Annotated in this window: 30 protein-coding genes and 2 pseudogenes; 17 read left to right on the top strand and 15 right to left on the bottom strand. The window is 62.1% G+C overall.

The window, feature by feature from the left end; all coding sequences use genetic code 11:
• A partial coding sequence (locus ACOHWE_RS19405; protein WP_420668387.1) for a LysR substrate-binding domain-containing protein occupies positions 1-400 on the top strand: 400 nt, incomplete at its 5' end.
• A gap of 563 nt (positions 401-963) precedes the next feature.
• Here ACOHWE_RS19405 and ACOHWE_RS19410 read toward each other — a convergent pair.
• The 11 genes from ACOHWE_RS19410 to ACOHWE_RS19460 form a co-directional block, all read right to left on the bottom strand.
• A complete protein-coding gene (locus ACOHWE_RS19410) occupies positions 964-1,689 on the bottom strand; it encodes a cytochrome c biogenesis CcdA family protein (RefSeq protein ID WP_420668388.1) in 726 nt (241 codons plus the stop codon).
• A gap of 3 nt (positions 1,690-1,692) precedes the next feature.
• On the bottom strand, positions 1,693-2,169 hold the full coding sequence (locus tag ACOHWE_RS19415; RefSeq protein ID WP_420668389.1) for a hypothetical protein: 477 nt from the start codon (positions 2,167-2,169) through the stop codon (positions 1,693-1,695).
• Positions 2,166-2,780, bottom strand: a complete 615-nt coding sequence (locus ACOHWE_RS19420; protein ID WP_420668390.1) for a hypothetical protein — start codon at positions 2,778-2,780, stop codon at positions 2,166-2,168. The genes ACOHWE_RS19415 and ACOHWE_RS19420 overlap by 4 nt, the downstream gene beginning before the upstream one ends.
• The gene (locus ACOHWE_RS19425) at positions 2,780-3,424 is read right to left on the bottom strand and encodes an SCO family protein (protein WP_420668391.1); all 645 of its coding nucleotides are present in this window, start codon (positions 3,422-3,424) and stop codon (positions 2,780-2,782) included. The genes ACOHWE_RS19420 and ACOHWE_RS19425 overlap by 1 nt, the downstream gene beginning before the upstream one ends.
• A 53-nt stretch (positions 3,425-3,477) precedes the next feature.
• Positions 3,478-3,750 carry a hypothetical protein gene (locus tag ACOHWE_RS19430; protein ID WP_420668392.1) on the bottom strand — a complete coding sequence of 91 codons (273 nt, stop codon included), beginning with the start codon at positions 3,748-3,750 and terminating at the stop codon, positions 3,478-3,480.
• Positions 3,751-4,045: 295 nt separating this feature from the next.
• On the bottom strand, positions 4,046-4,621 hold the full coding sequence (locus ACOHWE_RS19435) for a DsbE family thiol:disulfide interchange protein (RefSeq protein ID WP_420668393.1): 576 nt from the start codon (positions 4,619-4,621) through the stop codon (positions 4,046-4,048).
• Positions 4,618-5,127 (bottom strand): c-type cytochrome, encoded by a 510-nt coding sequence (locus ACOHWE_RS19440; protein ID WP_420668395.1) that lies wholly within the window; start codon positions 5,125-5,127, stop codon positions 4,618-4,620. Before ACOHWE_RS19440 ends, ACOHWE_RS19435 begins: the two co-directional genes overlap by 4 nt.
• Positions 5,124-5,252 (bottom strand): hypothetical protein, encoded by a 129-nt coding sequence (locus ACOHWE_RS19445; protein WP_420668397.1) that lies wholly within the window; start codon positions 5,250-5,252, stop codon positions 5,124-5,126. The genes ACOHWE_RS19440 and ACOHWE_RS19445 overlap by 4 nt, the downstream gene beginning before the upstream one ends.
• A 16-nt stretch (positions 5,253-5,268) precedes the next feature.
• Positions 5,269-5,760 (bottom strand): DUF411 domain-containing protein, encoded by a 492-nt coding sequence (locus tag ACOHWE_RS19450; RefSeq protein WP_420668398.1) that lies wholly within the window; start codon positions 5,758-5,760, stop codon positions 5,269-5,271.
• A 1-nt stretch (position 5,761) separates the two neighbouring features.
• Entirely contained in the window at positions 5,762-6,709 is a 948-nt protein-coding gene (locus tag ACOHWE_RS19455) for a WD40/YVTN/BNR-like repeat-containing protein (protein ID WP_420668399.1), read from the bottom strand.
• Positions 6,710-6,806: 97 nt separating this feature from the next.
• Positions 6,807-7,145, bottom strand: coding sequence for a hypothetical protein (locus ACOHWE_RS19460; protein ID WP_420668400.1), 339 nt, complete (start codon positions 7,143-7,145; stop codon positions 6,807-6,809).
• 162 nt (positions 7,146-7,307) lie between these two features.
• Here ACOHWE_RS19460 and ACOHWE_RS19465 point away from each other — a divergent pair, with 162 nt between their 5' ends.
• The 3 genes from ACOHWE_RS19465 (at position 7,308) to ACOHWE_RS19475 (ending at position 9,032) form a co-directional block, all read left to right on the top strand.
• Positions 7,308-7,742, top strand: a complete 435-nt coding sequence (locus tag ACOHWE_RS19465; protein ID WP_420668401.1) for a CBS domain-containing protein — start codon at positions 7,308-7,310, stop codon at positions 7,740-7,742.
• A 136-nt stretch (positions 7,743-7,878) separates the two neighbouring features.
• Positions 7,879-8,004 (top strand): hypothetical protein, encoded by a 126-nt coding sequence (locus ACOHWE_RS19470; RefSeq protein ID WP_420668402.1) that lies wholly within the window; start codon positions 7,879-7,881, stop codon positions 8,002-8,004.
• 113 nt (positions 8,005-8,117) lie between these two features.
• Entirely contained in the window at positions 8,118-9,032 is a 915-nt protein-coding gene (locus tag ACOHWE_RS19475; RefSeq protein WP_420668404.1) for a cation diffusion facilitator family transporter, read from the top strand.
• 251 nt (positions 9,033-9,283) lie between these two features.
• On the opposite strand, the gene ACOHWE_RS19480 is transcribed toward ACOHWE_RS19475, so the two are convergent.
• Entirely contained in the window at positions 9,284-9,517 is a 234-nt protein-coding gene (locus tag ACOHWE_RS19480; protein ID WP_420668405.1) for a hypothetical protein, read from the bottom strand.
• A gap of 105 nt (positions 9,518-9,622) precedes the next feature.
• Between ACOHWE_RS19480 and ACOHWE_RS19485 the strand changes: the two genes are divergently transcribed.
• Genes ACOHWE_RS19485 through ACOHWE_RS19495 form a run of 3 tightly spaced genes read left to right on the top strand, consistent with a single transcriptional unit; the run spans position 9,623 to position 11,617 of the window.
• Positions 9,623-10,498 carry a LysR family transcriptional regulator gene (locus ACOHWE_RS19485; RefSeq protein WP_420668406.1) on the top strand — a complete coding sequence of 292 codons (876 nt, stop codon included), beginning with the start codon at positions 9,623-9,625 and terminating at the stop codon, positions 10,496-10,498.
• Positions 10,473-11,402 carry a trimethylamine methyltransferase family protein gene (locus ACOHWE_RS19490; protein WP_420668407.1) on the top strand — a complete coding sequence of 310 codons (930 nt, stop codon included), beginning with the start codon at positions 10,473-10,475 and terminating at the stop codon, positions 11,400-11,402. Before ACOHWE_RS19485 ends, ACOHWE_RS19490 begins: the two co-directional genes overlap by 26 nt.
• On the top strand, positions 11,303-11,617 hold the full coding sequence (locus ACOHWE_RS19495; RefSeq protein ID WP_420668421.1) for a trimethylamine methyltransferase family protein: 315 nt from the start codon (positions 11,303-11,305) through the stop codon (positions 11,615-11,617). Before ACOHWE_RS19490 ends, ACOHWE_RS19495 begins: the two co-directional genes overlap by 100 nt.
• A 132-nt stretch (positions 11,618-11,749) precedes the next feature.
• Here ACOHWE_RS19495 and ACOHWE_RS19500 read toward each other — a convergent pair.
• Both ACOHWE_RS19500 and ACOHWE_RS19505 read right to left on the bottom strand, forming a co-directional pair.
• Positions 11,750-11,971, bottom strand: a pseudogene (locus tag ACOHWE_RS19500) (Lrp/AsnC ligand binding domain-containing protein); the annotation flags it as partial.
• A gap of 84 nt (positions 11,972-12,055) precedes the next feature.
• On the bottom strand, positions 12,056-12,160 hold the full coding sequence (locus ACOHWE_RS19505; RefSeq protein WP_420668422.1) for an AsnC family transcriptional regulator: 105 nt from the start codon (positions 12,158-12,160) through the stop codon (positions 12,056-12,058).
• A gap of 150 nt (positions 12,161-12,310) precedes the next feature.
• Between ACOHWE_RS19505 and ACOHWE_RS19510 the strand changes: the two genes are divergently transcribed.
• The 3 genes from ACOHWE_RS19510 to ACOHWE_RS19520 are packed head-to-tail and all read left to right on the top strand — an operon-like array spanning position 12,311 to position 14,829.
• Positions 12,311-13,348 carry a zinc-dependent alcohol dehydrogenase family protein gene (locus tag ACOHWE_RS19510; protein ID WP_420668408.1) on the top strand — a complete coding sequence of 346 codons (1,038 nt, stop codon included), beginning with the start codon at positions 12,311-12,313 and terminating at the stop codon, positions 13,346-13,348.
• A gap of 3 nt (positions 13,349-13,351) precedes the next feature.
• Positions 13,352-13,639, top strand: a complete 288-nt coding sequence (locus tag ACOHWE_RS19515; protein WP_420668409.1) for an NAD(P)-binding domain-containing protein — start codon at positions 13,352-13,354, stop codon at positions 13,637-13,639.
• Positions 13,639-14,829 (top strand): aromatic amino acid transaminase, encoded by a 1,191-nt coding sequence (locus ACOHWE_RS19520; RefSeq protein ID WP_420668410.1) that lies wholly within the window; start codon positions 13,639-13,641, stop codon positions 14,827-14,829. The genes ACOHWE_RS19515 and ACOHWE_RS19520 overlap by 1 nt, the downstream gene beginning before the upstream one ends.
• 148 nt (positions 14,830-14,977) lie before the next feature.
• On the opposite strand, the gene ACOHWE_RS19525 is transcribed toward ACOHWE_RS19520, so the two are convergent.
• Entirely contained in the window at positions 14,978-15,610 is a 633-nt protein-coding gene (locus ACOHWE_RS19525) for a tyrosine-type recombinase/integrase (protein WP_420668411.1), read from the bottom strand.
• Positions 15,611-16,109: 499 nt separating this feature from the next.
• Here ACOHWE_RS19525 and ACOHWE_RS19530 point away from each other — a divergent pair, with 499 nt between their 5' ends.
• The 7 genes and pseudogenes from ACOHWE_RS19530 to ACOHWE_RS19560 all read left to right on the top strand — a co-directional run bounded on the left by ACOHWE_RS19530 (position 16,110) and on the right by ACOHWE_RS19560 (position 22,599).
• Entirely contained in the window at positions 16,110-16,328 is a 219-nt protein-coding gene (locus ACOHWE_RS19530; RefSeq protein WP_420668413.1) for a hypothetical protein, read from the top strand.
• Between the two features lie 2 nt (positions 16,329-16,330).
• Positions 16,331-16,471 carry a hypothetical protein gene (locus tag ACOHWE_RS19535; protein WP_420668415.1) on the top strand — a complete coding sequence of 47 codons (141 nt, stop codon included), beginning with the start codon at positions 16,331-16,333 and terminating at the stop codon, positions 16,469-16,471.
• A 3-nt stretch (positions 16,472-16,474) separates the two neighbouring features.
• Positions 16,475-17,899, top strand: a pseudogene (gene merA, locus ACOHWE_RS19540) (mercury(II) reductase).
• A 157-nt stretch (positions 17,900-18,056) separates the two neighbouring features.
• Complete coding sequence (locus tag ACOHWE_RS19545) at positions 18,057-18,578, top strand: DUF1440 domain-containing protein (protein WP_420668416.1); 522 nt, start codon at positions 18,057-18,059, stop codon at positions 18,576-18,578.
• A gap of 12 nt (positions 18,579-18,590) precedes the next feature.
• Positions 18,591-19,397, top strand: a complete 807-nt coding sequence (locus ACOHWE_RS19550) for a glucose 1-dehydrogenase (protein ID WP_420668417.1) — start codon at positions 18,591-18,593, stop codon at positions 19,395-19,397.
• Positions 19,397-21,256, top strand: coding sequence for a glycoside hydrolase family 15 protein (locus tag ACOHWE_RS19555; protein ID WP_420668419.1), 1,860 nt, complete (start codon positions 19,397-19,399; stop codon positions 21,254-21,256). Before ACOHWE_RS19550 ends, ACOHWE_RS19555 begins: the two co-directional genes overlap by 1 nt.
• On the top strand, positions 21,253-22,599 hold the full coding sequence (locus tag ACOHWE_RS19560; RefSeq protein ID WP_420668420.1) for a dihydrolipoyl dehydrogenase family protein: 1,347 nt from the start codon (positions 21,253-21,255) through the stop codon (positions 22,597-22,599). The genes ACOHWE_RS19555 and ACOHWE_RS19560 overlap by 4 nt, the downstream gene beginning before the upstream one ends.
• Positions 22,600-23,039 lie beyond the last annotated feature (440 nt).

Raw genomic sequence — 23,039 nt, forward strand, 5'->3', positions numbered from 1 at the left:
CACGGATGCGCCCATATCCTTTGAGGAACTCCTGGAGCTTCCGATCATCCTGCTGCGTCAGGGGCTATCGGCCCGCGCCTTGATGGATGACCTGAACCTCCTGAAGAAACTGGAGTCACGTGCGCGCCTGAATCTCAATTCGGTAAATGCTATCGCGGGCTCTCTCAGTGCTGGCCTGGGCTGCACGATCGGGACATCTCTGTTCATGCGCGAACAGCTGCTAGCTGGCGAACTGCATTCCCGACCCTTGATAGATCCGGAACTCCGCCGGACGCTTTACATCTGTGAGTTAGCAGACCGCCCTGCAACCTTTGCTCAGGAGAGAGTACGCAGCCTGATCCTGCAGCTGATATTTGCAGCCATCAGCGAAGGGGCTTGGGAGGCAGAACCAGCTAAATGATGAAGTTCAGGTGTCTCGAGGGCCGATACTTAGCCATCGCACCCTGCGCGGAGTGTGACCGGAACCAGCCCGTTGCGGACCTTCGTCAAGGGGGTAGCGTTGCACCGGGCTCTCGACCTGATGGGCGGTGAGCCGACGTTCGCCGCAGTTCGAGCTAAAGTCCGCTAAGCGGACCTTCAGTTTGCCGCGAGCGCTCGAACTGCGCTGCGGCTGCGAAAGACTTCAGAAAGGTGCTTGGTTTGTATTAGCGAATCTGCCGTCTCGGTGCTGGTTGCCTGGATCGTCTTCCTTACCTCGCTTGTAGCCGCCCCCAAGCCCGAAACCGACTACTACCAAAATCAAACCCGCAGACTCTCGTCATGAGCGAGGGACCAGCGGGGGGCAGGTCACGCCCGCTCAAGTCGAAACGGGGCTGGGCGGGTGCGCGCTGGAAGTCCAGATATAGACAATCGAACAATGCCTTCGTTGCAATCGTGCGGCGTCAAACTGTGGTTTGCCTCGAGATTGAATGCGCATGCCGTTTCCCGGTGCAGATGTCGCACGATGCCACCGTAGTCCATGGCCTATCCAATCGTTCCCAGGATCGGAAACGTCTCAAGCAACCAGTAGGATAAGACGCTTAGCTGTCCGGTCATCATCGCGAGCCCCATCAGCACCATGACCGCGCCGGCGATCTTGTGCAGGCCGCGCCCCATGTTGCGGACTTTACGCAGCCTCGTGCCCGCTTGTTGAATGAAAGCCGCGACCAGGATGAAGGGCACGCCCAGCCCGACGGAGTAGACCGCCAGAAGCGTCACGCCTTCTCCCATGGAGGCCTGCATGGCGCTGGCGGTGAGGATTGCGCCGAGGATCGGGCCGATGCAGGGGGTCCAGCCAAAGCCGAAGGCGAGACCCAGAACATAGGACGCCATCGGCTGTCCGCCGGGGATGTCGAGTTCAAAGCGCAGGTCGCGCTCGAGCGCGCGGATACGGGCCGCGCCCAGCATAAAGAGACCGAATAGCGCGACGATTACCCCGCCGAGGATGTTAAGCTCGAAACGCCAATGCAGCAGGGCCTGACCGAGCGCAGTGGCGGAGGCGCCGAGCGCGATGAAGATCGTCGAGAATCCCAGCACGAAGCAGATGCTCAGCCAGATCATCGTGGCTCGGCTCGGCGACTTGCCCGGCCCCGTGCGGCCGGCGATGTAGGAGACATAGCCGGGCACCAGTGGCAGGACGCAGGGCGAGAGGAACGACACTGTGCCGGCCAAGAACGCGGCGAGAAGGCCGAGGGTCTGGATGTAAGGCATCTATTATCTCCGCTTCATGTGCCCGGAAGTGGCACCGAGATAGGCCGCCGCCGGCACCACAAGCCATTGCAGGAACGGAGTCAGACCGGCATCAATAATCGGGATCACGGGCATGATATCGCGATAGGCCCAGGCTTCCCGCACGACGATGTTCAGCCATTCGCTGAAGATGGTGTAGCCCACGCCCATCACCACGGCCGCCAGAAGCACCGGGACTGACCGCTGCTCTGGCCACTCCGCGCGCCCAAAAAGGAACAGCGCCAGAAGCAGAGTGCTGAAGGCGATCATCAGATCGCCCCCCGTGCAGTGGACAATGGCGAAAATGATCTCGCCGGAACTGCCCTCGGTCCAGATCGTGTAGAGCGGGATATGGGCGACCTCCCACAGCAGATGACCGATGAGAGAGAATAAAAAATAGCGCCGCAGAACGTCCAGCCAGTCCGGGGTTGCCGCGGTGCGCGCAGGGGTCACCACCGTCATTCGAACCACCCCATAGCCTTGTCGAGAATGCTTTCGGGTTCCCGATGGGGATGCGCGTTGGTCAGCCCGTTGATATGCATGAGAAGGTTGAGCGGCTTGAATTTGGCCCCGTGGAAGATGCCGACATGGCGCCCCCGCCTGTCGAAGAGGTGGATCATTGGAGTGTCGTCCGGACGTTCGGAGGCAGCGGAGAGCTGCGCCTTGATGTTGTCGAAGCTGCCCTGCGAACGCACCACCGACCAGTTCGCGGCAGCGGGTGTGTCGATGTCCGCCGCACTCTCGGCCACGGTCACGAAGCTGACCATCTCCCGCATTGGGCTGGCATTGAGCGAAGTCACGGTTTCCACCAATAGTCGGTGCTGCACGTGGCAGGTTTCTGTGCAGGAGTCCGGACGGAAATTGACCACGAGGATACGCCCGGCGAAGTCCTCCAGACCGAGAGTTTTCCCCTCAACGGTTATGAGGCCGAGATCGGGTCCGGTCTGGGAGATGGCCTCGAAGCCCGGCTCCTTTTTGGTTGTGACCTCGTTCAGCCGCTCCCCGGGGTGATCTGCCGAGACCGCCGAGCCGAGCAAGGCGGTTGTCACGGAGATGAGAATTGCCTGTCGCATCAGATGCGTCCCTCCTTCTCCAATCGCAATTCGATTTCCTCAGCAAGGTCCTCGGGTGGCTGATCCCCTTCGAGGAAGACGGCTTCGAACCGGCCATCGGGGCGCATCAGGTAGATGTGCCCGGCGTGGGCCATGGTGTATCCGTCCGGTGCCTCAGCGTCCGCCTTATGAGCGTGATAGACCTTGAAGCTCTGCGCGACCGCCGTAGCCTGATTCGGAGTTCCTGTCAGCCCCACCAGCCTGGGGTGAAAGTTTGCGACATAGTCCGCCAGGACCTCGGGCGTGTCCCGTTCGGGGTCAACGGTGATGAAGAGCGGCGCGACATGGTCTGCATTCTCGTCCAGCAGGTCGAGCACGGTGGCCATGTAGGCCAGGGTCGTCGGGCAAACGTCAGGGCAGTTGGTAAACCCGAAGAACACGAGCTGCCAGCGGTCTGCATAGTCTTCCTCGGTCACCAGCCGCCCGGTGTGATCGACGAGATCGAAGTCGGAGCGGATATCCGCCTCGCCGCTGTAGACAACGGTGTGGGTATCGTGATCGCGAAGAACGAACACGCCCACCGTCGCGAGCGTAAGGATGGCGACGGCGCTCCAGAGAACGACGCGAAGGCGCTTGTGAAAGCGATTGTGTGTGGATGTAGGCATCTGTCTGTCTTTCCGATGAACCCGCCCGGGCGATGGCTCGGGCGGGTCTTCGATCAGCCTTGATCGGCTTGATCGTGATGTTCTTTCATGTGGGTGTTCATCGTTTCCATCATCTCCATGCAGGCCTGCATGTGCTTCATCATCATGGGCATCATGCCTTCCATGCCTTCCATGCCGGGCATCCCCGCCATTCCACCACCCATGTGGCCTTCTTGCTTCGTCGTCTCCCCTGCGTCCGCCTGGGAGGTGTCTTGCGCCTGTGCCAGGGGCGCGGATGCAAGCAGGGACAGGGCCACGGCGCCGCCAAGTTTCGTGATGGTTTTCATGTCGTATCCTTTCAAAATGGGTTTCAGTCGGTCGGGACGTCCGGTTTGGCTACCGGAGCGTTCTTGTTTGCGCAGGCGGAGGGCCCCCCGCGCATGCAAAGCCCAAGCGCGCACATAGCGGCGCATGGGGCCAAGCTCAGTAACAAAGGGGCTGCGCCGATGGCGGTAAGCCATCCCCAGCTCAGGGCCATGCCGGTGCCAATGATGGCCAGCGCAATCAGCATCCATCCGCGCCTGCTCATGCCAGGAAGCCGCCGCAGGCTGATTGCCCTAAGCGCGTTTTTCGACTGCGCGCTCATGTCCTGTCCTCCGCTTGCAGTTGGCGCACGACAGGCAGGATTTCTTCCTCGAGGGCACGACGGTCGAACGGACCGACATGCTTGTAGGCGATGCGGCCGCGCGCATCGATGACGAAGGTCTCAGGAAGCCCGTAGACCCCCCAGTCGAGCGAAGCGCGCCCGGAGCGGTCAGCGCCGATGCGGGTGTAGGGATCGCCCGTCTCTTCAAGAAAGCGGAGCGCGGCCTCCGGCCTATCCTTGTAGTTGATGCCGTGGATCGGGACCGTATCCCGCCCGGCCAGCCCGACCAGAAGCGGCATCTCGATCCGGCAGGGCACGCACCAGGAGGCCCAGACGTTGACAATCGACACCTCGCCTTGCAGGTCCGCAGTGGACAGGCCCGCCGCGCGGCCTTCGATTGGCGGCAAATCGAACTCCGGCACCGCCTTTCCGGTCAGGGCCGATGGCAGATCGTCTTTCGGGTTCATGAGCCCCCAGTAGAACGCACCGGCGAGTGCTGCGAATATCCCCGCTGGCAGAAGCGTCCAGATCCGACGGCTCGACCGGGGAACCGAATGGTCCTCGGCCCTCATGGCTGATCTCCCGACTTGGCGGAAATCTCAGCTTGATAGCTGCGGGCACGTTCGGACCAGCTGGTCTTGATATAGGCCAGCACGGCCTTGATTTCGTCGTCGCTCAGAACCCCTTCGAAAGCGGGCATGTCGCTCTCGTATCCAGGCACTACCGCACCGACACCGTGCTTGATGATCGTGAACAAGTCCCGGTCGGCGTGGTGCCAGGTGTGGCCGCTTTCATCGTGCGGCGGCGCGGGCATGCGCCCATCCTCCGCCCGCCGGCGCCAGTCCGGCTGACCCTCGAGCTTCGCACCGTGACAGGCGGCACAACTCTCCACGTAGATTTTGCTACCTTGCTCGACCGTGCCCTGGGTGACCGGCTCGCCGAGAACGGAGAGTCCCGCGATCTCTGTCGACTCCTCGGGCGCCTTTGCGCCCCCTTCCAGCAAACCCTGCGCTGTGGCAGCGAGAGCAACGGCACCGGCCAGACCTGAGACGATCCCCAGTGAAAGCCCCCGATTCATCGCGGGCTCCTGAGGAACTTGACCAATGCGACCAGGCTCAAGACGAGCACGGTGAGCACGAGCAGTAGGAACAGCCCGCCTGCGAGCATCATTCCACCCATCATCGGGCCATTCACCATGGACATCATATTCTCCATGCTCTCACTCATTAGAAAACACCGTGATCTCGTCGCCTGAAAAACCGTAGGTCTTGAGCGTGCCGCTCTTTCCGGCCATGCCCGGTGCGTTCGCGGGCATGCCGGGCAGAGTGATGCCGGTAATCTCGGGCCGCTCGGTCGTCAGACGCTTCACGATTTCGGCCGGAACAAGGCCGCTGACGTAGTAGCCGTCCACCTCGGCCAGATGGCAGCCAAGGCCCTGCTCGGGCACACCTGCCTCGATCGAGCGCTTGTCGAAGTCAGGGTCGTCGATCCGGGTCACGTGATAGCCGTGCTCTTCCATGTAGTCGGCGTAGGCGTCGCAGCAGCCGCAGGAGGGATCGCGCCATATGGTCATCTGCTTGTCGGCTGGAACGGAGGTTTCGACCGGTGCCTCGGAGAGATTTTCTGTTTCCGCGGTAGAGAGGGTCGCGGCGCCGATGGCTGCGGCGGCGGCAACGGCCGCGGCAGCGCCGGTGAAGAGTTTGCGATTCATGTCAATTGTCCTTGGTTTGATTGAAAGGGGCCCAAGTGGTGCCGCCGTCACGGGACATCCGCAGCCGGGAGGGTTCGACGGTGACTACGTGGAGCGGATCGGTAGGATCGACGGCCAGCGCAGTGACGGGATCGGGAGTGACCTGCGCCCAGTTCACGCCGGCATCCGTCGACAGCCACAGCCCTGAAGGCAGGGCCGCGTAAATGCGCTCTGGCGTGTGAGGCGCGAGGGCGAGGATCTCGATCGGCTCGCCCGAGGGCAGTTTTGCGGCCTCGAGGGGCGCCTCGCCAGTTACGAGGGCATCCATCGCATCGCCCGCAACGACGTCCTGCCAACGGCAGAAGCAGTCCGGCACGCGCGTCAGACCGGCTGGCGTTCCGGCGTAGAGCCAGATCCCACCCATCCCGGTCTCGTTGGCGACCGATACGAGGCTGAGCACGTCATGCTCGGCTCCGTCCAGATAGGGGCGGTCCATGACGAACTCCCATGTCTCGCCGTCATCCTCGCTGCGCCAGATCCCGTCGCCCCTTATGGAAGAATAAAGGGTGCCGGGAGTTTGCGCGCCGAGAGTGAGGGACAGGATCGGCGCACCCGGCAGGCCCGCATCTACCGAAACCCAGTTTCGGCCCTCATCATGGCTGCGAAGCAGGGTGCCGTTTTGCCAACCGGCAAAGATTGTGCCGGGGCGATCCGGGTGGGTGGCGACAGCGGTTGGATTCCCCGGCGTGTCGAGTTGATCCCATTCGGCGCCTAGCTGACGGAACAGCCCCTCCGAGGAAGCAGCGAGGATAGTGGGGCCGTCGAACGCCAGGACGGATGGACCTTGGGGAAAGGCGGGCTGAGAGGCTGATCTCGCGATCGCCGGGGTGAAGAGTGCTGCGCCCATCGCGGCGCTCCCAGAGAGCAGGACGCGCCGACGCGACAACGCGCGTGCGGTATAGTTGGACATGGCTGAAATCCTAAGAGTGAACGATCGGTTCAACGTCAGCCTGCCGGCATCCGGCAGGCATGGCGAAACCAGGCCGTCACCTGGGCGGCGCGGCCGGTTAGCTTAGGATGGTGGTTCGCGGTGGGGCGGGATCGAAATCCAGATTGCGCGTTCGCACCGCGGAGTCAGCGGGCCAAACGAGGCTGATCGCGATCACGGCGATTGGCAGTTCCGCCATCGAGGATGGCGTGGACAAAAGCGGCGCTGTGCAGTCGAAATCACAGGCAATCTCCGCCCCGTCCTCCTGAACGCAGGCTGAGCAGAGATCATCTTGCTGTTCGACACTTGACGCCGCCATGTCGATCGACATCCGGGCACCGGACACATCATGCAACGTTACCCCGCCCAGAAGGGCGAGCGAGAGGCAGAGCATGGCAAGGCGGACCAGATGGCGCATGAAGGGGATTTAGGATCAGACGGTGGGCCTGTCTACCGTGCAGGGCCGAAAAACATCCAAGGCAACCTCCTCTCCGCGGCTTGTCGCCGAAGGGGGGGAGGAATTGGAACGTCATTAAGACGGGAGTCGTTTTACCCCCGCACTCAAAAGAGGAGCGATACAATGCAAGTTCAAGACATCATGGCAAGCAACCCCACCTGCTGCGGGGAGAACGCCACCATTCAGGAAGCTGCACGGCTTATGGCCGAACAGTCCATCGGTGCTTTGCCCGTGGTCGACGATTCTGGCGAACCGGTTGGGGTCGTAACAGACCGCGACATCTGCTGCGGGGCGGTAGCCGAGGGCAAGTCTGGCGAGACCGCCGTTTCGGAGATCATGTCCACGGATGTGCTGACCACGTCGGCGACAGAAGAGGTTTCGTCTTGCTGCAGCAAGATGGAAGAGCACCAAGTGCGGCGGGCCGTCGTCACCGATGAGACAGGCAAATGCTGCGGCATGGTTGCACAGGCCGACGTTGCGCGTGAGGCGCAAGGGGCGGAAACGGCAGAGCTCGTGCAAAAGATTTCGCAGCCGGAAGGCCGCTCCCGTTGTTGTTGACGAAACGGGCGGAGCATCATCGTGGTGCTCCGCCCCTTACTCTGGACCTCGGTGCCAATGGACGAAGCCATCGTCCATGCCAGGGGCTAAAAAGATCGAAGGTCCGCGCACCTATTGACGCGGCCACAACAAAGGGATGCAGATGATGGATGGCGGCATGACGGGCGGTGGAATGATGGTCGGCATGGGGATCTGGGGTCTCCTGATCCTGGTGCTGGTGATCCTCGCGATCGTGGCTCTGGTGAAATATCTGCGCAAATAGTGCGCGCATCTATGGCTCCACGTTTCACTTTCGGTGCGGCGTAATGAGTGGTGATGTCCCAGCTGGGCCTGGAACAGGGGCCACGAAAAAAGGTTTGCCGAAGGAGCATAAACATGCCGCATAACCATGGCCATGCGCATCTCGATCCCGAATCCGGGGACCGGAGTGTTTCCATAGCGATATGGGCCAATGCCCTGCTCACCGTGGCGCAGATCGTCCGCGGCATCTTCGCTGGCAGTCTCGCGCTGATCGCGGATGCGCTGCACAACTTCTCGGATATGGCCTCGCTCGTCATCACCTTCGTCGCCCGGAAGATCGCGCGACGGCCAGCGGATTCGACGATGACCTTCGGCTATGGGCGGACCGAGATCGTGGCCGCCCACATCAACTACACAACTCTCATTCTCGTTGGTTTCTACCTGATCTATGAAGGCGGCATGCGGATGATCGATCCACCCGAGGTGCGCGGCTGGACGGTCGTCATCCTCGGCGGAATTGCATTGATCATCGACGCCCTGACGGCGGGTCTTTCCGACTCGATGCAGAAAGGCAGCGTGAACATCCGCGCGCTGTTCCTACACAATCTTTCGGATGCGCTCGCCTCGGTGGCCGTCATCATCGGCGGCACGCTGATCCTCCTTTACGATCTTCGTTGGGTTGATCCCGCCATCACCATCGGCATCGCGCTATATATCCTCTACCTGGCGTTGACCGAGATCGGTGATCCGATCTGGACGCTGATGCTTGGCAGCCCCCCGGAGATTGACAGTGACGCTGTGGTTCAGGCGATGCGGGAAACCGAGGGCGTCAGAGATGTCCATCACGTGCATCTGTGGCAGATGCAGGAGCATGAGGTCGCTCTCGACTGTCATGTAGTTCTAAGCGGTTTGAGCTGGGAGGGCATCGAGGCCGTGAAAGCCGAAATCAAGCGCCGATTGAAGGACGACTTCGGCATTTCTCGCTCAAGGCTTGAATTCGAGGATGAGAGAAATGCGCATGGGAATGCCGAGTTGTATGGATATGGATGATCCAAAGAGGGTCAAACGCCACGCTGCGTGTGCGAACCAACTTGCAACGCCGGCGTCTATTTGTGCTCGATCCGGACGTTCGCCGAAGAACATATAAATGTCGGCTCAGGGCCGGTGGCGGCCAAGGACACCCAAAGGCACGAGCGGGGGATTCCGCACATTCGCCGCGCTAAGAAGCAGCGTCCAACAATCACGTCAAACCGGATACAGCTCTCGAATTGTGCAAGCTAAACGGATGGCCAAGACCTTTTTCAAAGGCACCATGCGAAGATGCCGTACGCGCCAGTGGCGATGTAGAAGCCTTGCATTGTCGTCCAGCCCCACATGCGTTTGCGAATGGCAAGGGTGAATAGCAGCAAGGCTGCCAAGAGGAAGAACACGAACGACAGGGCCTCATAGCCTGTGTTGGAGGCTATGAGCAGGGAATAGGCGATGGAGAGAAGCGCGCCGCCCCATTCCAAGGATTTGTTTGCATCTGGTGTCATGTTTCAAACCGTTTTCTGACTTTTCCTGACTGTAGTTTCGCTGTGCTAAATGACGCAAATGAATGACTGTCATGAATCAATCAAAAATCGGAATGGCGCAGAGGCATGGCTGAGAGACTGGATATAGATGGTCTGCGTGCGCTTCTGGCGATCGCAACCCATGGCGGCGTCACCCGGGCGGCCGAGCATCTTGCACTGTCGCAGCCTGCGGTTAGCCACAAGATCAAGCGGCTGGAAAGGGCGCTGGATTGCGACCTGCTCGCGCGTCGTGCAGGCGGGCCGCTCTTCACCGAAGCAGGGGAACGGTTGCTGGGCTATGCGCGGCGCATGATGGATCTGCATGACGAGGCGCTTGCCGCCCTGGGCAAGAAACCCCTGGCGGGAACGATCCGGCTGGGCATGACCGAAGACACGACCGGTGGGGATGTGGCCCGCATCCTGGGGCGCTTTACCCGGCTGCATCCGGAAACCCGTGTGCGGACACGGATCAGCCAAAGCCTGACGCTGAACGACTGGCTGGCCGGGGGCGAGATCGACATCGCCGTCATGCAGATTTTCCGGCGCGATGTTAGGCCGGATGACCTGATCCTGTACGAAGATCAATTGCACTGGATCAAGTCCCACGACCTGCGGCTGGACCCGTCCGCGCCGGTTCCCTTCCTCGCCTTTGACAGCAATTGCTTTTACAAACACTGGGCCAATGCCGAAGGCGCGCAGGCCGGGCACCGGTTTGAAGCAGTGCTCGAGTGCCCCAGCGCGGCAGGCATCCTGTCTTCGGTGAGCTCCGGTCTGGGCGTTGCACTGATGAACGGATTGCACCTGTCGTCCGATCTGGACGTAGTCGAGGGCATCTTCCCCAAACCGCCCGCAATTGCCTATGTCGTCCGCACCCGTCCCAATACCAGGAACGATGCCGTCCGGGCGCTTGTTCAGGAAATCTCCCACGAGGTCACGAATGCAATTCCCTTACGCGTTGCTTGAAGAGCACGCACTCGTTGCCATCGAGGAACAGGCGGCGCAGATCCTCAGCGAAACCGGTGTACAGGTTCAGGGAGATCCCGGCAGCCTGGAGGCCATGGCCTCGGCCGGCGCCCGGATCGAAGGTGAACGGGTGCGTGCGGATGCCGGTGTGCTGCGCGACCTGATCCGGCAGGCGCCTGCCTCCTTCGTCTGGCAGGGAAAGACTGAGGCCACCTCGGTCACGGTCGGGGGGGGAGCGCCCCCCGTGCTTGTCCCCTTCTACGGGCCGCCCAACGTGCGGCGCGCGGATGGAAGCATGCGCATGGGCTCACTGGAAGATTACCGCGAGCTTGTACGCCTGTGCGATGCCTCACCGGTCATCGACAGCACCGGCTTTCAGCTGTGCATTGCCCATGCCGGTGCAGAGCTGGTGCCCTACAAGGAACTGGCGCGCGCGCATCTGGAGCTGTCGGACAAGCCGATGATGGGCACCGTCCTGTCCGAGGAGGCGCTGCGCGAGGTTGCCGCTGCGGCTGGTGTCACTGATGCGCAGGCAGACTGCCGGCTGCTTCACCTGATCAACCCGACCCCTCCGCTGGTCTTTCAGCCCAATCCGTTGCGCTGTCTGCGGGCCTCCTCGGAAATGGGCCAGGCCAGCCTGGTCGCCTCCTACATGATGATGGGGGCTACGGCACCTGTCACTGTTGCAGGCGCCCTGGCACAGGGGCTGGCAGAAATCATGGTAGGGTTGGCTTTGGCCCAAATTTACCGGCCCGGCACCCCGGTTGTGGGCGGGATCTTTGCCACCCCGTTTCGATGCAATTCATGGGGCCTGTCTTCGGAACACCGGAAGCGGGCCTCGCTCAGCTGGCCGGCTGTCAGCTGGTGCGGCGTCTCGGGGTCCCGTGTCGCGGGGATGGTCTGATCACCTCCTCCAAGATCAATGACGCCCAGGCTGGATACGAAGGTGCCAGTGCCCTGGGCGCGTCGTTGACCGGCGGCGCGGACTTGATTTTGCACGCCGCGGGCTGGCTGGAGTTCGGGCGGACCGTGGGAACTGAGAAGTTCAAATCTGATGAGGCGATCCTGAATGTTCAGCTCTTGAATCTGCAAAGCTGTCTTTCGTTTGGGCAATTCTGAGTGACGGATATGGGCCGAAAGCCCCAAGGACGCCAAACAGGCTCTCCGGTATTCGACTGAATAGCAGGCTCCCCAACTACTGAAAGCTGACGTTACCGGCAATTTGCTCGACGCCCTCATTTCCTTCAGCGACAGGTTGTAGCGGATGCTGGTCACCCCAGGCAGCCGTCGTAGCGTGCTGTCGACGAAGGCGCTGTAGTCGTCGAGATCCTTCGCCACCACGATCAGCAGGAAATCGTCCGCTCCAGTGGTGTTGTGGCAGGCAAGGATGTTCGGCGTCGTTTGCACGATACGCTGGAACTCGGCGGTGGCTGCTTGGTCGTGCTCGGAGCAGCGCAGCTGGACGAAGGCCATGACGCCCAGGCCCAGCTTTCGGCGATTCAGATTGGCTTGGTAGCCTTCAATGATGCCGCTTTCCTCGAGACGTTTCAGCCTCCGTCAGAAGGGGGGTTCGCTCATCCCGATGTGTTCGGCGAGCTTGGCATTGGTAATTCGGCCGTCGTCTTGCAGCAGGATCAGAAGCTCGGCGTTGACGCCGTCGATCTAGGGCATAGGGCGGACTCCTTCTCGATGCGGGCTACGCATAGGAGATGCTGCCCCAAATATCGCTATAGCGAAGAAGAATGGCAAAGGTATTTCACGTGCCGGGCGGTAATCTGCCCTCGAAATCACCCCAAGCTGAAAGTCCCTGCCATGAAAGCCGTCCTTTTCGAGAAATTCCAAGAAGCCCCTAAGCTCACGACCGTAGACGATCCGACGCCTGAGCCGCACGGCGTGGTGCTGAAGGTCACGGCGACCGGCGTCTGCCGCAGCGACTGGCACGGCTGGATGGGGCATGACAGCGACCTCGAGTTGCCGCACGTGCCGGGGCACGAGCTGGCTGGCGTGGTCGAGGCCGTCGGCAAGGAAGTCAAGAACTGGAAGGTCGGCGACAAGGTCACCGTGCCCTTCATCTGCGGCTGTGGCAGCTGTTCGGAATGTCACTCTGGTAACCAGCAGGTCTGTCTGGACCAGGAACAGCCGGGCTTTACCCACTGGGGCTCCTTTGCGGAATACGTGCCGATCCACCAGGCGGACCTGAACCTCGTCGCGCTGCCTGAGACGATGGACTTCGCGACCGCCGCCAGCCTCGGCTGCCGCTTTGCCACCTCGTTCCGGGCGGTGATTGACCATGGCAAGATCAGCGCAGGCCAGTGGGTGGCGGTGCATGGCTGTGGCGGCGTGGGTCTCTCGGCGGTGATGATTGCGGCGGCGGCAGGGGCGAATGTGATCGGCGTGGATCTCGACCCGGCCAAGCTGGCCTTGGCGAAGGAGCTTGGCGCCGTGGCGGTCATCGACGGCAAGGACGCCGACGTGCCCGCCGCCATCCGGGAGACCACAAAGGGCGGCGCGCATGTCTCGCTCGACGCGCTGGGGCACCCCGTGACCATGACGAACTCGATCATGTGCCTGCGGCCGCGCGGCAAGCACGTGCAGGTGGGGCTGATGCTGGGCGAGCACGCAGCCCCCGCGATCCCGATGCCGAAGATCGTCGGGCAGGAGATCGAACTTCTCGGTTCGCACGGGATGCAGGCGCATCGCTACGGCGCAATGCTGGACATGGTGTCGAGCGGGCGGCTCGATCCGGCGCGGCTGGTTGGGCAGCAGATCAGCCTTGCGGAGGCCCCGCAGGCCCTGATGGAAATGGACAGGTTCCAGTCAGTCGGCGCCACCGTCATCACCCGGTTCTGAGCCATGGAGACCATCGCATTCATCGGCGGCGGCAACATGGCCTCCGCCATCCTCGGCGGGCTGATCGCCCAAGGCATGGCCCCGGCGCAGATCACCGTCATCGATCCCGGCGCGGATCAGCGGGCGCATTTGCAGGCGACTTTCGATGTGCGCACCACGGGCGATGTGACAGCGGGAAGCGCCGAAGCGGACACCGTGGTCCCTGCGCTCAAGCCGCAGGTGGCCGAGCGGCTCGCTGGCGCGATGACCGCCTGCCGGGACCGGGCTGTCGAGTTGGGAAGGGCCGAGTGATGTTCGAGAAAGTCGAAGACTATCCCATCGATCCGATCATGATGGGCGCCGACTTGTTCGCGCAGGACCCGCGCCGGGAAAAGCTGAACCTGACCGTCGGAATCTATCAGGATGAACTCGGGCGCACACCGGTTCTGGAGGCCGTGAAGCTGGCCGAACAGCAGCTGATCAAAACGCAGACCAGCAAGGCCTACCTCGCCCTGACCGAAGATGCGGAGTATTGCAGCCTGTTGGGGCGTGAAATTATTGGGGACGCCTACAACGCGGGCTGGGTGGCCGCACAGACATCGGGCGGCGCGGTCGCGCTGCGCGTCATGGCCGATCTTCTGGCGCAGCTGCCGGAGCCGCCAACCGTATGGCTGCAAGCCCCGACCTACGGCAATTACGTTCCGATCCTGACGGCCGCCGGCGCGCGCCATCAGGCGCTGCCCTACTATGATCCGCTGCGCAGCGAACTGACATTTGACCAAATGCTGGACGGTCTGAAGGCCGCCCGTCCCGGCGATGCCTTCCTGATGCAGGGCGTCTGTCACAACCCGACGGGCGCGGACATGAGCGAAGACCAGTTCACAGCGCTTCTCAATACGCTTGAAGCCCTTGGGATCGTGCCTTGGATCGACCTGGCCTACCTCGGGTTTGCGCAAGGTTTCCATGCTGATTGCTCGACGGCACGCCGCATCGCGGAGCGCTTTCCCGAATGCATCGTCTGCATCACACTGTCAAAGTCCTTCGGCATCTACCGCGACCGCGCGGGGGCGCTGTTCATCAAGACCCGCACCAGCGACCAAGCGCGTATCACCCGAGCCGTCACGGCCATCGTCCGCTCAGGGGCGTCGCACGCGCCGGACCATGGTCCGGCGGTGGTGCGGACAATCCTGCAGGATGCGGACATGAAAGCTCTCTGGCTGCGCGACCTCAACCAGATGCGCCAACGCGTGGCGCGGATGCGCGAGCGGATCGTGGTGACAGAGCAAGATATGTTTGGCACCGACCAGCTGGCTTATCTCGGACGGCAGGTTGGGATGTTCTCGCTCTTGCCGCTAAGTCTCGCGCAGGAAACAGCGCTGACCCGGGCTCATGGCATCCACGTCGTGCAAGGCGGCCGGATCAATGTCGCGCGCCTCGGGGATGAAGATGTCCGGTGGTTGGTAGACGCCGTTTGCAGGATCATGTCGAGGCCCTCTCGATGAAACACGCACGTCCATCCCGCCAGCCTGACGCCGACTAAGTGGTCGAGGAACTTCAGCGAAGCGACTGTCAGCTTCGCTGAAGCCGCGCCGCGGTAATTGATGCTCTGCAATGTCTGCGAAGGGCCGTCCGGGAAGACGGCCCAAATCTTCAAATTGCAACCGCCTCCGCGATCGCCAGTGCGTCTTCAAGTTCGACGCCGAGATATCGGAGGGTTCTGTCCATCTTGGTATAGCCAAGCAAGAGCTGAACGGCGCGCAGATTGCCAGTCTTCCGAAAAATCTGAGCGACCTTGGTTCGGCGCATCAAATGTGTTCCGTATGAGCTTGGCTCGAGTCCGATTGATTTGACCCATTCGCGAACCCGCCGCGCATATTGGCGCGTTGAAATGTGTAACCGCTCATGGAACCGGCCCGGCCAAAGAAATTCCGATCCGATCATCAACGGCTCGTCCATCCAGCGCAGCAGCGATTTTCGGGTGCCCTCGGTGATCTCGAAACGGACAGGTTTCTGTGTCTTGCTCTGAATGATTGATGCGCGCTCCTTGACCCGACCGGCCGCGTAGACATCAGCGACCTTCAGCTTGATTAGATCACATCCGCGCAACTTGCTGTCGATGGCAAGATTGAACAAAGCCAGATCGCGATGGTTCTCGGCAATCTCCAGGCGTACTCGGATCGCCCAGACATGTTTGGGCATGAGTGGGCGTTTCTGACCGACGATACGGCCTTTGTTCCAGGCGGGGCGGAGAGCGCGAATGGCAGGTAAGTTTGGTGTCTGCATGATGGTTCCTCCGATCCACCACGCCCTGCCACAGCGCCAACCCGACGTTGGCTCAACAGCCTAGAACATGCTGGAGCCGACGCGGCGAACTCCCGGAAGGAGCCCTCAGCGGTCATTGCCCTTGGGGCTGCCCTTCGTTGGCGCAGCCAGCCCTCAGCCGTCATTGCCTTGGGGGCGGCCCTTCGCTGGCGCAGCACGTCAGTCTCAGCCCAAAGCAGTCGTAGTCCGGGACGATGCGAAGCCCGTACCGCCTTTATCGGTAGGGCGGAGAGCTGCCGTTCGCCACCTGATGCACGAGCGGCAGCAGTGGTTCAGCTCGCGTCCCTGAACTTAGCGTATTCGCCGCGAACCTGGACCGTCACTGTGACATCCGAGCTATCGCGATTGCGCCAGAACCAGCCATGCTCGCCGTCCGTGCCGGGGATCAAGAAGATCGAAGGTTTGCGCAGATATCGACGCGGCCGCAACGCAGGGCTGGCTGGACTACGCGCTCTTCCCGATGCTGTTCGTCAGCCTCGCGGTGGTCGCTCAGGCCTTGTGGTTGCGCGCCGGGCGGCCGGGCCCCTCTCCCAAGGTCTGGGCCACCCTTATCGCGGTGCTGCTCTCGACACTGATCATCGCCTTGGAGTTTCGCGGGGCCCTGCTTCTTGCGCTTCTCGCCGCTGCGTTGACCGCCATCTGCACTTTTTTCCTCAGTCGGAATTCCCAGGAGTTCTAAACATGATGATGACTGCCTGCTGTTCCCCCGACGGTATCTTCATCGGCCTTCTGTCGATGGCCACTCCTCTGCTGGCGATTGGCGCGATCCTTTATCTGGTCTTCGCCAAGCCGAAGACCGAACCAACTGCGGAAGTGACCTGAATCATGAAAGATTGCTGTTCTGACAAAAACAGCGGCTACGACCTCATCGTCGTCGGAGCCGACTCCGCAGGCTTCTCGGCGTCGATCACTGCCGCCGTGGCGGGAAAACGCGTCGCGCTAGTAGGCCACGGGACGATCGGAGGGACCTGCGTCAATTTCGGTTGCGTGCCGTCGAAGGCCATGATCCGCCCGGCCGAGGCGCTTCACGGTGCCAGCGCCGCCGCGCGTTTTCCCGGGCTGTCGGGCGCCGCGCAGATCGATGACTGGTCCCGGCTCATTGCCGGGAAAGACGATCTGGTCGCGACGTTGCGCCAGAAGAAATACGCGGATCTCCTGCCGACGTATGAGGGGGTCGACTACATTGAGGAAGGACCCGCGAAGCTGGTCGAGGGCGGTGTTCAGGTCGGGGTCCGCAAGATCACGGCATCCAAAATCCTGATTGCCACCGGCAGCCGCACGATCGTCCCGGCGATCCGGGGCATCAATGACGTCGCGACCCTCGATAGCAAATCGCTTCTGGAGCTTGAGACGCTTCCAAAGAGCCTGATCTTCGTAGGTGCCGGCTATATCGGCGCGGAATTGGCGCAGATGATGGCTCGCATGGGGGTAAAGGTGACGATGGTGGCGCGCTCGCGCCTGCTCCCCGGCGCGGAACCCGAGGTGTCCGCAGCCGTGACTGAGGCCTTCGAGGCCGAAGGCATCGCGGTCGAGATAGGCCTGCAATACGACGGTGTCAGCGCGCCGGACAGGGGTGTCACCTTGCGCGTCACGCAAGAAGGGGCTTCGAAGGACATCACCGCCGACAGAATCGTCCTCACCACCGGCCGGCAGGCAAATACCCAGGGGCTGGGACTGGAAGAGGCGGGCGTGCAGGCCGACAGCCGCGGCGGGATCGTGGTCGGGCAGGACATGCAGACCTCGCGCTCTGGCATCTATGCCGCCGGCGACGTGACCGATCGTGAACAGTTTGTTTACATGGCGGCCTACGGCGCCAAGATCGCGTCCCGCAACGCCGTGGCGAATCCCGATGAGCGTTACGATAACAGCACGATGCCCTGGGTGGTCTTCACCGATCCTCAAGTCGCGGGCGTGGGGCTGAGCGAGTAGCAGGCGCGCGATGCGGGGCACGACGTGAAAACCTCGGTGCTGCCTCTCGACCAAGTGCCCCGCGCCCAGGCAGCGCGCGATACACGCGGTCTCATCAAGCTCGTGGCCGACCGGCGAACGGACCGGCTCCTCGGCGGACAGATCATCGCCCCGGAAGGGTCCGATACCATCCAGACGCTGGTGATGGCGCTGAAGGCTGACATGACGACGAAGGCGTTGGGCGAGACGATCTTTCCCTATCTGACGACCGTCGAGGGGCTGAAACTCGCGGCGCACACCTTTGACAAGGACGTAGCCATGCTGAGCTGCTGCGCGGGCTGAGGCCCACTTTCCCGGTCCGGACCGAAAGCCGGTCCGGACCATTTCTTCACGGCTCCGTGGTCCCGAGACTGCGCAAACGATCCCCTTTGGAACTCAAGACACTAATCTGTAGTTTTCTACAGACAGTAAGCTTTAGTTATCTTTCAAGGAGGTTGCCATGAAGACATCAGATCTTGTGGTGGACATCGGCGTGGGTTTGCTCGCCGATTTCGTGGCGACCAAAGTTACAGAGCGCGGGCAAACGGCCCTTTGGAAAGTCACGCCCGAGCACATCCAACGACAAGAAAATTGCGTCCGGCCAGGGCCTCCGCTTCGGGTCGCCGCCGAGAAAACTACCGAGCTTCTCGGTTTCGAACTCGACGAAGATTCTACTCGAGTAGCGGGCATGGCACTTCACTACGCCTCGGGCGTGGGTTGGGGGCAGGTAAATTGCGTCATGCGCCGAGCAGCCGGGATGAATTCGCTGGGAGCGGGTGTCGCGGCGGGAGCGAGCATGTCCCTCCTCCTCGATGAGATCGTGACCCCGGCGCTGGGTTTCAGCGCACCCAACAGGACTTACCCGGCTGCCACCCATATCCGTGGACTGCTCGGCCACCTTGTCTACGGTCTCGCGCTCGCCGGGACGGCGGAGGCCGTCTACCGGCTTATCGAACCTCGCACGGCCCGCCGGAACAACTGAAGGAGAACCGCCATGGAGAATCTACGGCTCGAAGATGCGCGCGCGATCGTCACGGGCGCGAGTTCCGGGATCGGCGAGGGCATCGCGCGCGCCTATGCGGCGGCCGGCGCCTCTGTGATCGTCAACTACCACTCGGGCGGGGAGGCCGCCGAGCGCATCGTCGAGGACATCCGCGAGGATGGCGGTATGGCCACGGCCGTGGAGGCCGACGTCTCGACCCCTGACGGCTGCACGCAGCTGTTCGAGGCGGCGGATGAGAAATTCGGCGGGGTCGACATTCTGGTGTCGAATGCCGGCATCCAGCGCGACGCCGCCTTCACCGAGCTGAGTCTCGAGGACTGGCGCGAGGTCCTCGACGTCAACCTGACCGGCCAGTTCCTGTGCGCACAGGCGGCGGTGCGGCGGTTTCGCAATCAGGGCCTTAACCCTGATCGCTCCCCGGCGCTCGGGAGGATCATCTTCACCAGTTCGGTGCATCAGGCCATACCCTGGGCGGGCCACGCGAATTACGCCACGGCCAAGGGCGGCATCAAGCTCCTGATGGAGACCATGGCGCAGGAACTCGCCTGCGAGAAGATCCGCGTCAACGCCATCGCCCCCGGCGCGATAAAAACGGCGATCAACGAGGAGGCTTGGGAGGACGAGCAAGCCCGAGAGAAGCTTCTCAAGCTCATACCCTACGGCCGGATCGGCACTCCGGCGGATGTGGCCGAAGCCGCGCTCTGGCTTGCCTCGGACGCCTCCGACTACCTGGTCGGGACGACGCTTTTCGTGGACGGCGGCATGATGCTCTACCCCTCCTTTCGCGAGGGTGGATGATGACGGCCCGCGAGAACGGATATCTGCCTCTGCGGGATTACGCGCTCTTGGGCGATTGTCATGGCGCCGCTCTTGTCGGCCGGGACGGAGCAGTGGACTGGTTCTGCCCGGCCCGGTTCGACGCGAAACCGGCCTGCTGGGCGCTGCTGGATGCAGCGCGGGGAGCTCGTTTCAGAGTTGCTCCTTCCGGGCCATTCGAAAGCAAACGCGCCTATTTGGACGGCACCAATATCCTTTGCACGACCTTCGAAATTCCGAACGGAAGCGTGACGCTCACAGACTTCCTGCCGGTCCGCAGTGCAGCCGGCACCGATCAGCCCTTCGTCGATCTCGAGGCTCCGGGATGGCTGGTGCGTGTGGTGGAGGCTGGTGCCGGCCCTTGCGATTTCGAGCTAAACTTCGAGCCCGGCACCTGTGTCTTCGACCCCGAAGCCGGTGATCCTCCGGACATGCAGTTGTTCCGGCAGGACGCCGCAAGCACGGAGCGGGAAAGCTCGATCCTCTCGCTTGCGGCAGGAGAACGGCGTGCCTTCATCCTGGCGCCGGCCACTGCCGATGTGGAAGAGCCAGACGCACAGGCCGAGACGCTGCTACGGGAAACCATGGAGTTCTGGAGCACATGGTCCGCCGCCTCGCATTACAATGGACGTTACCATGCTACCGTGGCGCGAAGCGCGCTTGCGCTCAAGGCTCTGACTTACGCGCCTACCGGCGCCATTGTCGCCGCGCCGACGACATCCTTGCCGGAAGACCTCGGCGGCGAGCGGAACTGGGACTACCGATACAGTTGGCTGCGCGACTCGGCCTTCGTTCTCCAGGCTCTTGGCGGACTGGGCTATAAGACCGAGGCGGGCAGATACTGTGAATTCATCGGCAGCTGCTGCGTCCAGACCCTGCCCGATCTGCGCATCCTTTATGGTATCGCGGAGAACAGCCTAACCAAAGAGCGCTGTCTTACCCACCTCTCCGGTTATGCCGGCTCGAAACCCGTGCGGGTCGGCAATGCCGCAACCGGCCAGACGCAGCTCGATATTTACGGCGAGATCGCGGACTGGGCCTTGGCATATTGCGCCCTCGGGGGCCCCATAGACAGCACGCTGCGCGACCTGTTGGAAGGCATCGCCGATCATGTTGCCCAGGTCTGGAAAGAGCCGGACCAAGGCATTTGGGAGATACGTGGAGAACCGCGCCAATTCGTCCATGGAAAGGCGATGGCCTGGGTTGCCTTGGATCGCGCCATCCGCCTGCTGGGAGAACGTCCGGAATGGTGCCGGGAACGCGACAAGCTTTCCGATACGCTGAATGCTCATGCCCACGACGGCGACAGAGGCGGTTTCCTTCAGACCTTCTCCGATGGCGGCATGGACGCCGCTTTACTGCTTCTGCCCATGCTGGACCTGCCTCTCTCCGAAAAGGATCTCGACGACACCGTCCGCGGCGTCGAGCACGCCCTGCGCGATGGCGATTACGTCATGCGTTACAGTCTCGAGCATACCGACGATGGCTTGAAGGGCGAGGAGGGAGCCTTCCTGATCTGCTCCTTCTGGCTGGTCGACGCTCTGCTTTGCACCGGGCGGGCGGACGAGGCGCGCGACCTGTTCGAGCGACTGCTCGGTCAGGCGAATGATATTGGTCTCTATGCCGAGGAGATCGACCCGGCCACCCACGCTTTCCTGGGCAACTTCCCCCAAGCCTTCACGCATCTGGCGCTGATCAACAGCGCCATCAATCTCGACCTTCACGAGAGGCTCGGGGTGAACGCTCTGAAGGGAACCCATGCCGATCGTATCGAGAGGTCAATTTCGCCCTCGAAACACGTGGCACCTCGAAACGAAACTGAAGCAGGAGATCAAACATGAGCAAGACCTTCGACGTCATCGTCATCGGCAGCGGCACCGCCGCGACCACTGTGGCCAAGCGCGTGAGCGCGGCCGGAAAGAGCGTGGCCGTGACCGATTTTCGCCCCTATGGCGGAACCTGCGCGCTGCGGGGCTGCGATCCTAAGAAGATGCTGATCGGAGGCACTTCCGCCGCCGACCATGCCCGCCGGATGCACGGGAAGGGGGTCGAGGGTGACGTGCGGATCGACTGGCGCGACCTGCTGGACTTCAAGCGCGGCTTCACCGATCCCGTCCCGGAGAAGAAGGAGAAGAGCTTTTCCGACAGTGGTATCGCGACCTTCCATGGACGGGCTCGGTTCGTAGGCCCGAACGCGGTGGAGGTTGATGGTGAGAGGTTGGAGGCCAAGCATATCGTGCTGGCGACCGGTGCAGAGGCGATAAAGCTGGGCATTCCCGGTGAGGAGCACCTGATCGACAATGAGGGCTTCCTTAAAATGGAGAGCCTGCCACGCCGGATCGTGCTGGTCGGCGGAGGCTACATCGCTGCAGAATTCTCTCACATCGCCGCGCGGGCCGGGGCGGAGGTGACGATCCTTCAGCATGGCGACCGGATGCTGGCAGGGTTCGATCCGGACCTGGTTAAATGGCTGATGGAAAAATACGAAGAGATCGGCGTCACCCTACATACCGGCACCGAGGTCGAACGCGTCGAAAAGACCGGGGATGCTTTCCGCGTCACTGCGGCGGGCAAGAATGGCTCGAACACCTTCGAAGCTGATCTCGTCGTGCATGCCGCTGGCCGCAAGCCCGATCTCGCGGCGCTCGATCTCGAGGCGGCGGGTGTAGAGCTGCGTGACGGCAAGCTGGCGCTGAACGAATACCTGCAAAGCACGTCGAACCCGGCCGTCTATTCCGCCGGCGACACCGCCCGGATGGGGCCGCCGCTGACGCCTGTGTCCAACCATGACGGCAAGGTAGTCGCGGCAAATGTGCTGGAAGGCAACCACAGCACGCCGAACTACAAGGGTGTCCCCTCGGTCGCTTTCACTCTGCCACCGATTGCTCGTGTCGGGCTGGGCGAGGCCGAGGCACGGGACCAAGGCCTGAAATTCCGCATGCAGTGCGACCGGACACCCAGCTGGTTCTCGACGCGCCAGCAGGCGGAATCCGTTTCCGGCCACAAGGTTCTGATCGAGGAGGGCAGCGAGCGCATTCTGGGCGCGCACCTCCTTGGTCCTCATGCTGACGAGGTCATCAATGTCTTCACCCTCGCGGTGCGACACGGCCTGACGGCGGATCAGCTCAAGAACACAATGTTCGCCTACCCGACCGGAGCCTCCGACATTTCGTCTATGCTTTGAAGGAATGTCGCTTCGCCAGCACCAACGTGTTGGTTGTCCTATGGGACCGAGGTGCTGGCGAATGTCTGGTTTGGTGTTCGCGCTAAAAAGGTGCGTTCATTCGAGCCTCATAGGCCCGCCGTTATTTTGCGGGCCTATGCTGCGGTTGCGAAAGGTCCTAAGAGCATCCTATTCAGTCTCGGCGCGTATCGGAACTCATTCATGCTACGCGCCAAAGTCTGGTGTAGGCCGTTGGCTGACCCGGTTATACTGGGCGAAAAGCGGACATGCTCTGCGAACCAGCCGAATGGCCGCAATGGGCCTATTCCGTTGAAAAAGCCTGTTCTTCGGCGGCTGTGATGTAGCCTGTCGATAGGGCGTGCCGTGCGCCTGTCATGCCAGGCGGGCGTTTTGGGGTGGAGGGAGGAGCTTTGCGAGCTTTCTGAGGTTCTGGGCGGTGG

This window comes from Cribrihabitans neustonicus (assembly GCF_048820895.1).
GTDB classification, from domain to species: Bacteria; Pseudomonadota; Alphaproteobacteria; order Rhodobacterales; family Rhodobacteraceae; genus Cribrihabitans_A; species Cribrihabitans_A neustonicus.

Bases quoted from the DNA above. Each gene is read 5' to 3' on its own strand.
- ACOHWE_RS19470 (WP_420668402.1), top strand. From the start codon at position 7,879: ATGCAGATGATGGATGGCGGCATGACGGGCGGTGGAATGATGGTCGGC.
- ACOHWE_RS19420 (WP_420668390.1), bottom strand. From the start codon at position 2,780: ATGCGACAGGCAATTCTCATCTCCGTGACAACCGCCTTGCTCGGCTCG.
- ACOHWE_RS19545 (WP_420668416.1), top strand. From the start codon at position 18,057: ATGAAGACATCAGATCTTGTGGTGGACATCGGCGTGGGTTTGCTCGCC.
- ACOHWE_RS19465 (WP_420668401.1), top strand. From the start codon at position 7,308: ATGCAAGTTCAAGACATCATGGCAAGCAACCCCACCTGCTGCGGGGAG.
- ACOHWE_RS19475 (WP_420668404.1), top strand. From the start codon at position 8,118: ATGCCGCATAACCATGGCCATGCGCATCTCGATCCCGAATCCGGGGAC.
- ACOHWE_RS19535 (WP_420668415.1), top strand. From the start codon at position 16,331: ATGATGATGACTGCCTGCTGTTCCCCCGACGGTATCTTCATCGGCCTT.
- ACOHWE_RS19525 (WP_420668411.1), bottom strand. From the start codon at position 15,610: ATGCAGACACCAAACTTACCTGCCATTCGCGCTCTCCGCCCCGCCTGG.
- ACOHWE_RS19415 (WP_420668389.1), bottom strand. From the start codon at position 2,169: ATGACGGTGGTGACCCCTGCGCGCACCGCGGCAACCCCGGACTGGCTG.
- ACOHWE_RS19515 (WP_420668409.1), top strand. From the start codon at position 13,352: ATGGAGACCATCGCATTCATCGGCGGCGGCAACATGGCCTCCGCCATC.
- ACOHWE_RS19430 (WP_420668392.1), bottom strand. From the start codon at position 3,750: ATGAAAACCATCACGAAACTTGGCGGCGCCGTGGCCCTGTCCCTGCTT.
- ACOHWE_RS19450 (WP_420668398.1), bottom strand. From the start codon at position 5,760: ATGAATCGCAAACTCTTCACCGGCGCTGCCGCGGCCGTTGCCGCCGCC.
- ACOHWE_RS19560 (WP_420668420.1), top strand. From the start codon at position 21,253: ATGAGCAAGACCTTCGACGTCATCGTCATCGGCAGCGGCACCGCCGCG.
- ACOHWE_RS19495 (WP_420668421.1), top strand. From the start codon at position 11,303: ATGGGGCCTGTCTTCGGAACACCGGAAGCGGGCCTCGCTCAGCTGGCC.
- ACOHWE_RS19440 (WP_420668395.1), bottom strand. From the start codon at position 5,127: ATGAATCGGGGGCTTTCACTGGGGATCGTCTCAGGTCTGGCCGGTGCC.
- ACOHWE_RS19555 (WP_420668419.1), top strand. From the start codon at position 19,397: ATGACGGCCCGCGAGAACGGATATCTGCCTCTGCGGGATTACGCGCTC.
- ACOHWE_RS19485 (WP_420668406.1), top strand. From the start codon at position 9,623: ATGGCTGAGAGACTGGATATAGATGGTCTGCGTGCGCTTCTGGCGATC.
- ACOHWE_RS19455 (WP_420668399.1), bottom strand. From the start codon at position 6,709: ATGTCCAACTATACCGCACGCGCGTTGTCGCGTCGGCGCGTCCTGCTC.
- ACOHWE_RS19520 (WP_420668410.1), top strand. From the start codon at position 13,639: ATGTTCGAGAAAGTCGAAGACTATCCCATCGATCCGATCATGATGGGC.
- ACOHWE_RS19445 (WP_420668397.1), bottom strand. From the start codon at position 5,252: ATGTCCATGGTGAATGGCCCGATGATGGGTGGAATGATGCTCGCAGGC.
- ACOHWE_RS19410 (WP_420668388.1), bottom strand. From the start codon at position 1,689: ATGCCTTACATCCAGACCCTCGGCCTTCTCGCCGCGTTCTTGGCCGGC.
- ACOHWE_RS19530 (WP_420668413.1), top strand. From the start codon at position 16,110: ATGCTGTTCGTCAGCCTCGCGGTGGTCGCTCAGGCCTTGTGGTTGCGC.
- ACOHWE_RS19425 (WP_420668391.1), bottom strand. From the start codon at position 3,424: ATGCCTACATCCACACACAATCGCTTTCACAAGCGCCTTCGCGTCGTT.
- ACOHWE_RS19550 (WP_420668417.1), top strand. From the start codon at position 18,591: ATGGAGAATCTACGGCTCGAAGATGCGCGCGCGATCGTCACGGGCGCG.
- ACOHWE_RS19510 (WP_420668408.1), top strand. From the start codon at position 12,311: ATGAAAGCCGTCCTTTTCGAGAAATTCCAAGAAGCCCCTAAGCTCACG.
- ACOHWE_RS19490 (WP_420668407.1), top strand. From the start codon at position 10,473: ATGCAATTCCCTTACGCGTTGCTTGAAGAGCACGCACTCGTTGCCATC.
- ACOHWE_RS19460 (WP_420668400.1), bottom strand. From the start codon at position 7,145: ATGCGCCATCTGGTCCGCCTTGCCATGCTCTGCCTCTCGCTCGCCCTT.
- ACOHWE_RS19435 (WP_420668393.1), bottom strand. From the start codon at position 4,621: ATGAGGGCCGAGGACCATTCGGTTCCCCGGTCGAGCCGTCGGATCTGG.
- ACOHWE_RS19480 (WP_420668405.1), bottom strand. From the start codon at position 9,517: ATGACACCAGATGCAAACAAATCCTTGGAATGGGGCGGCGCGCTTCTC.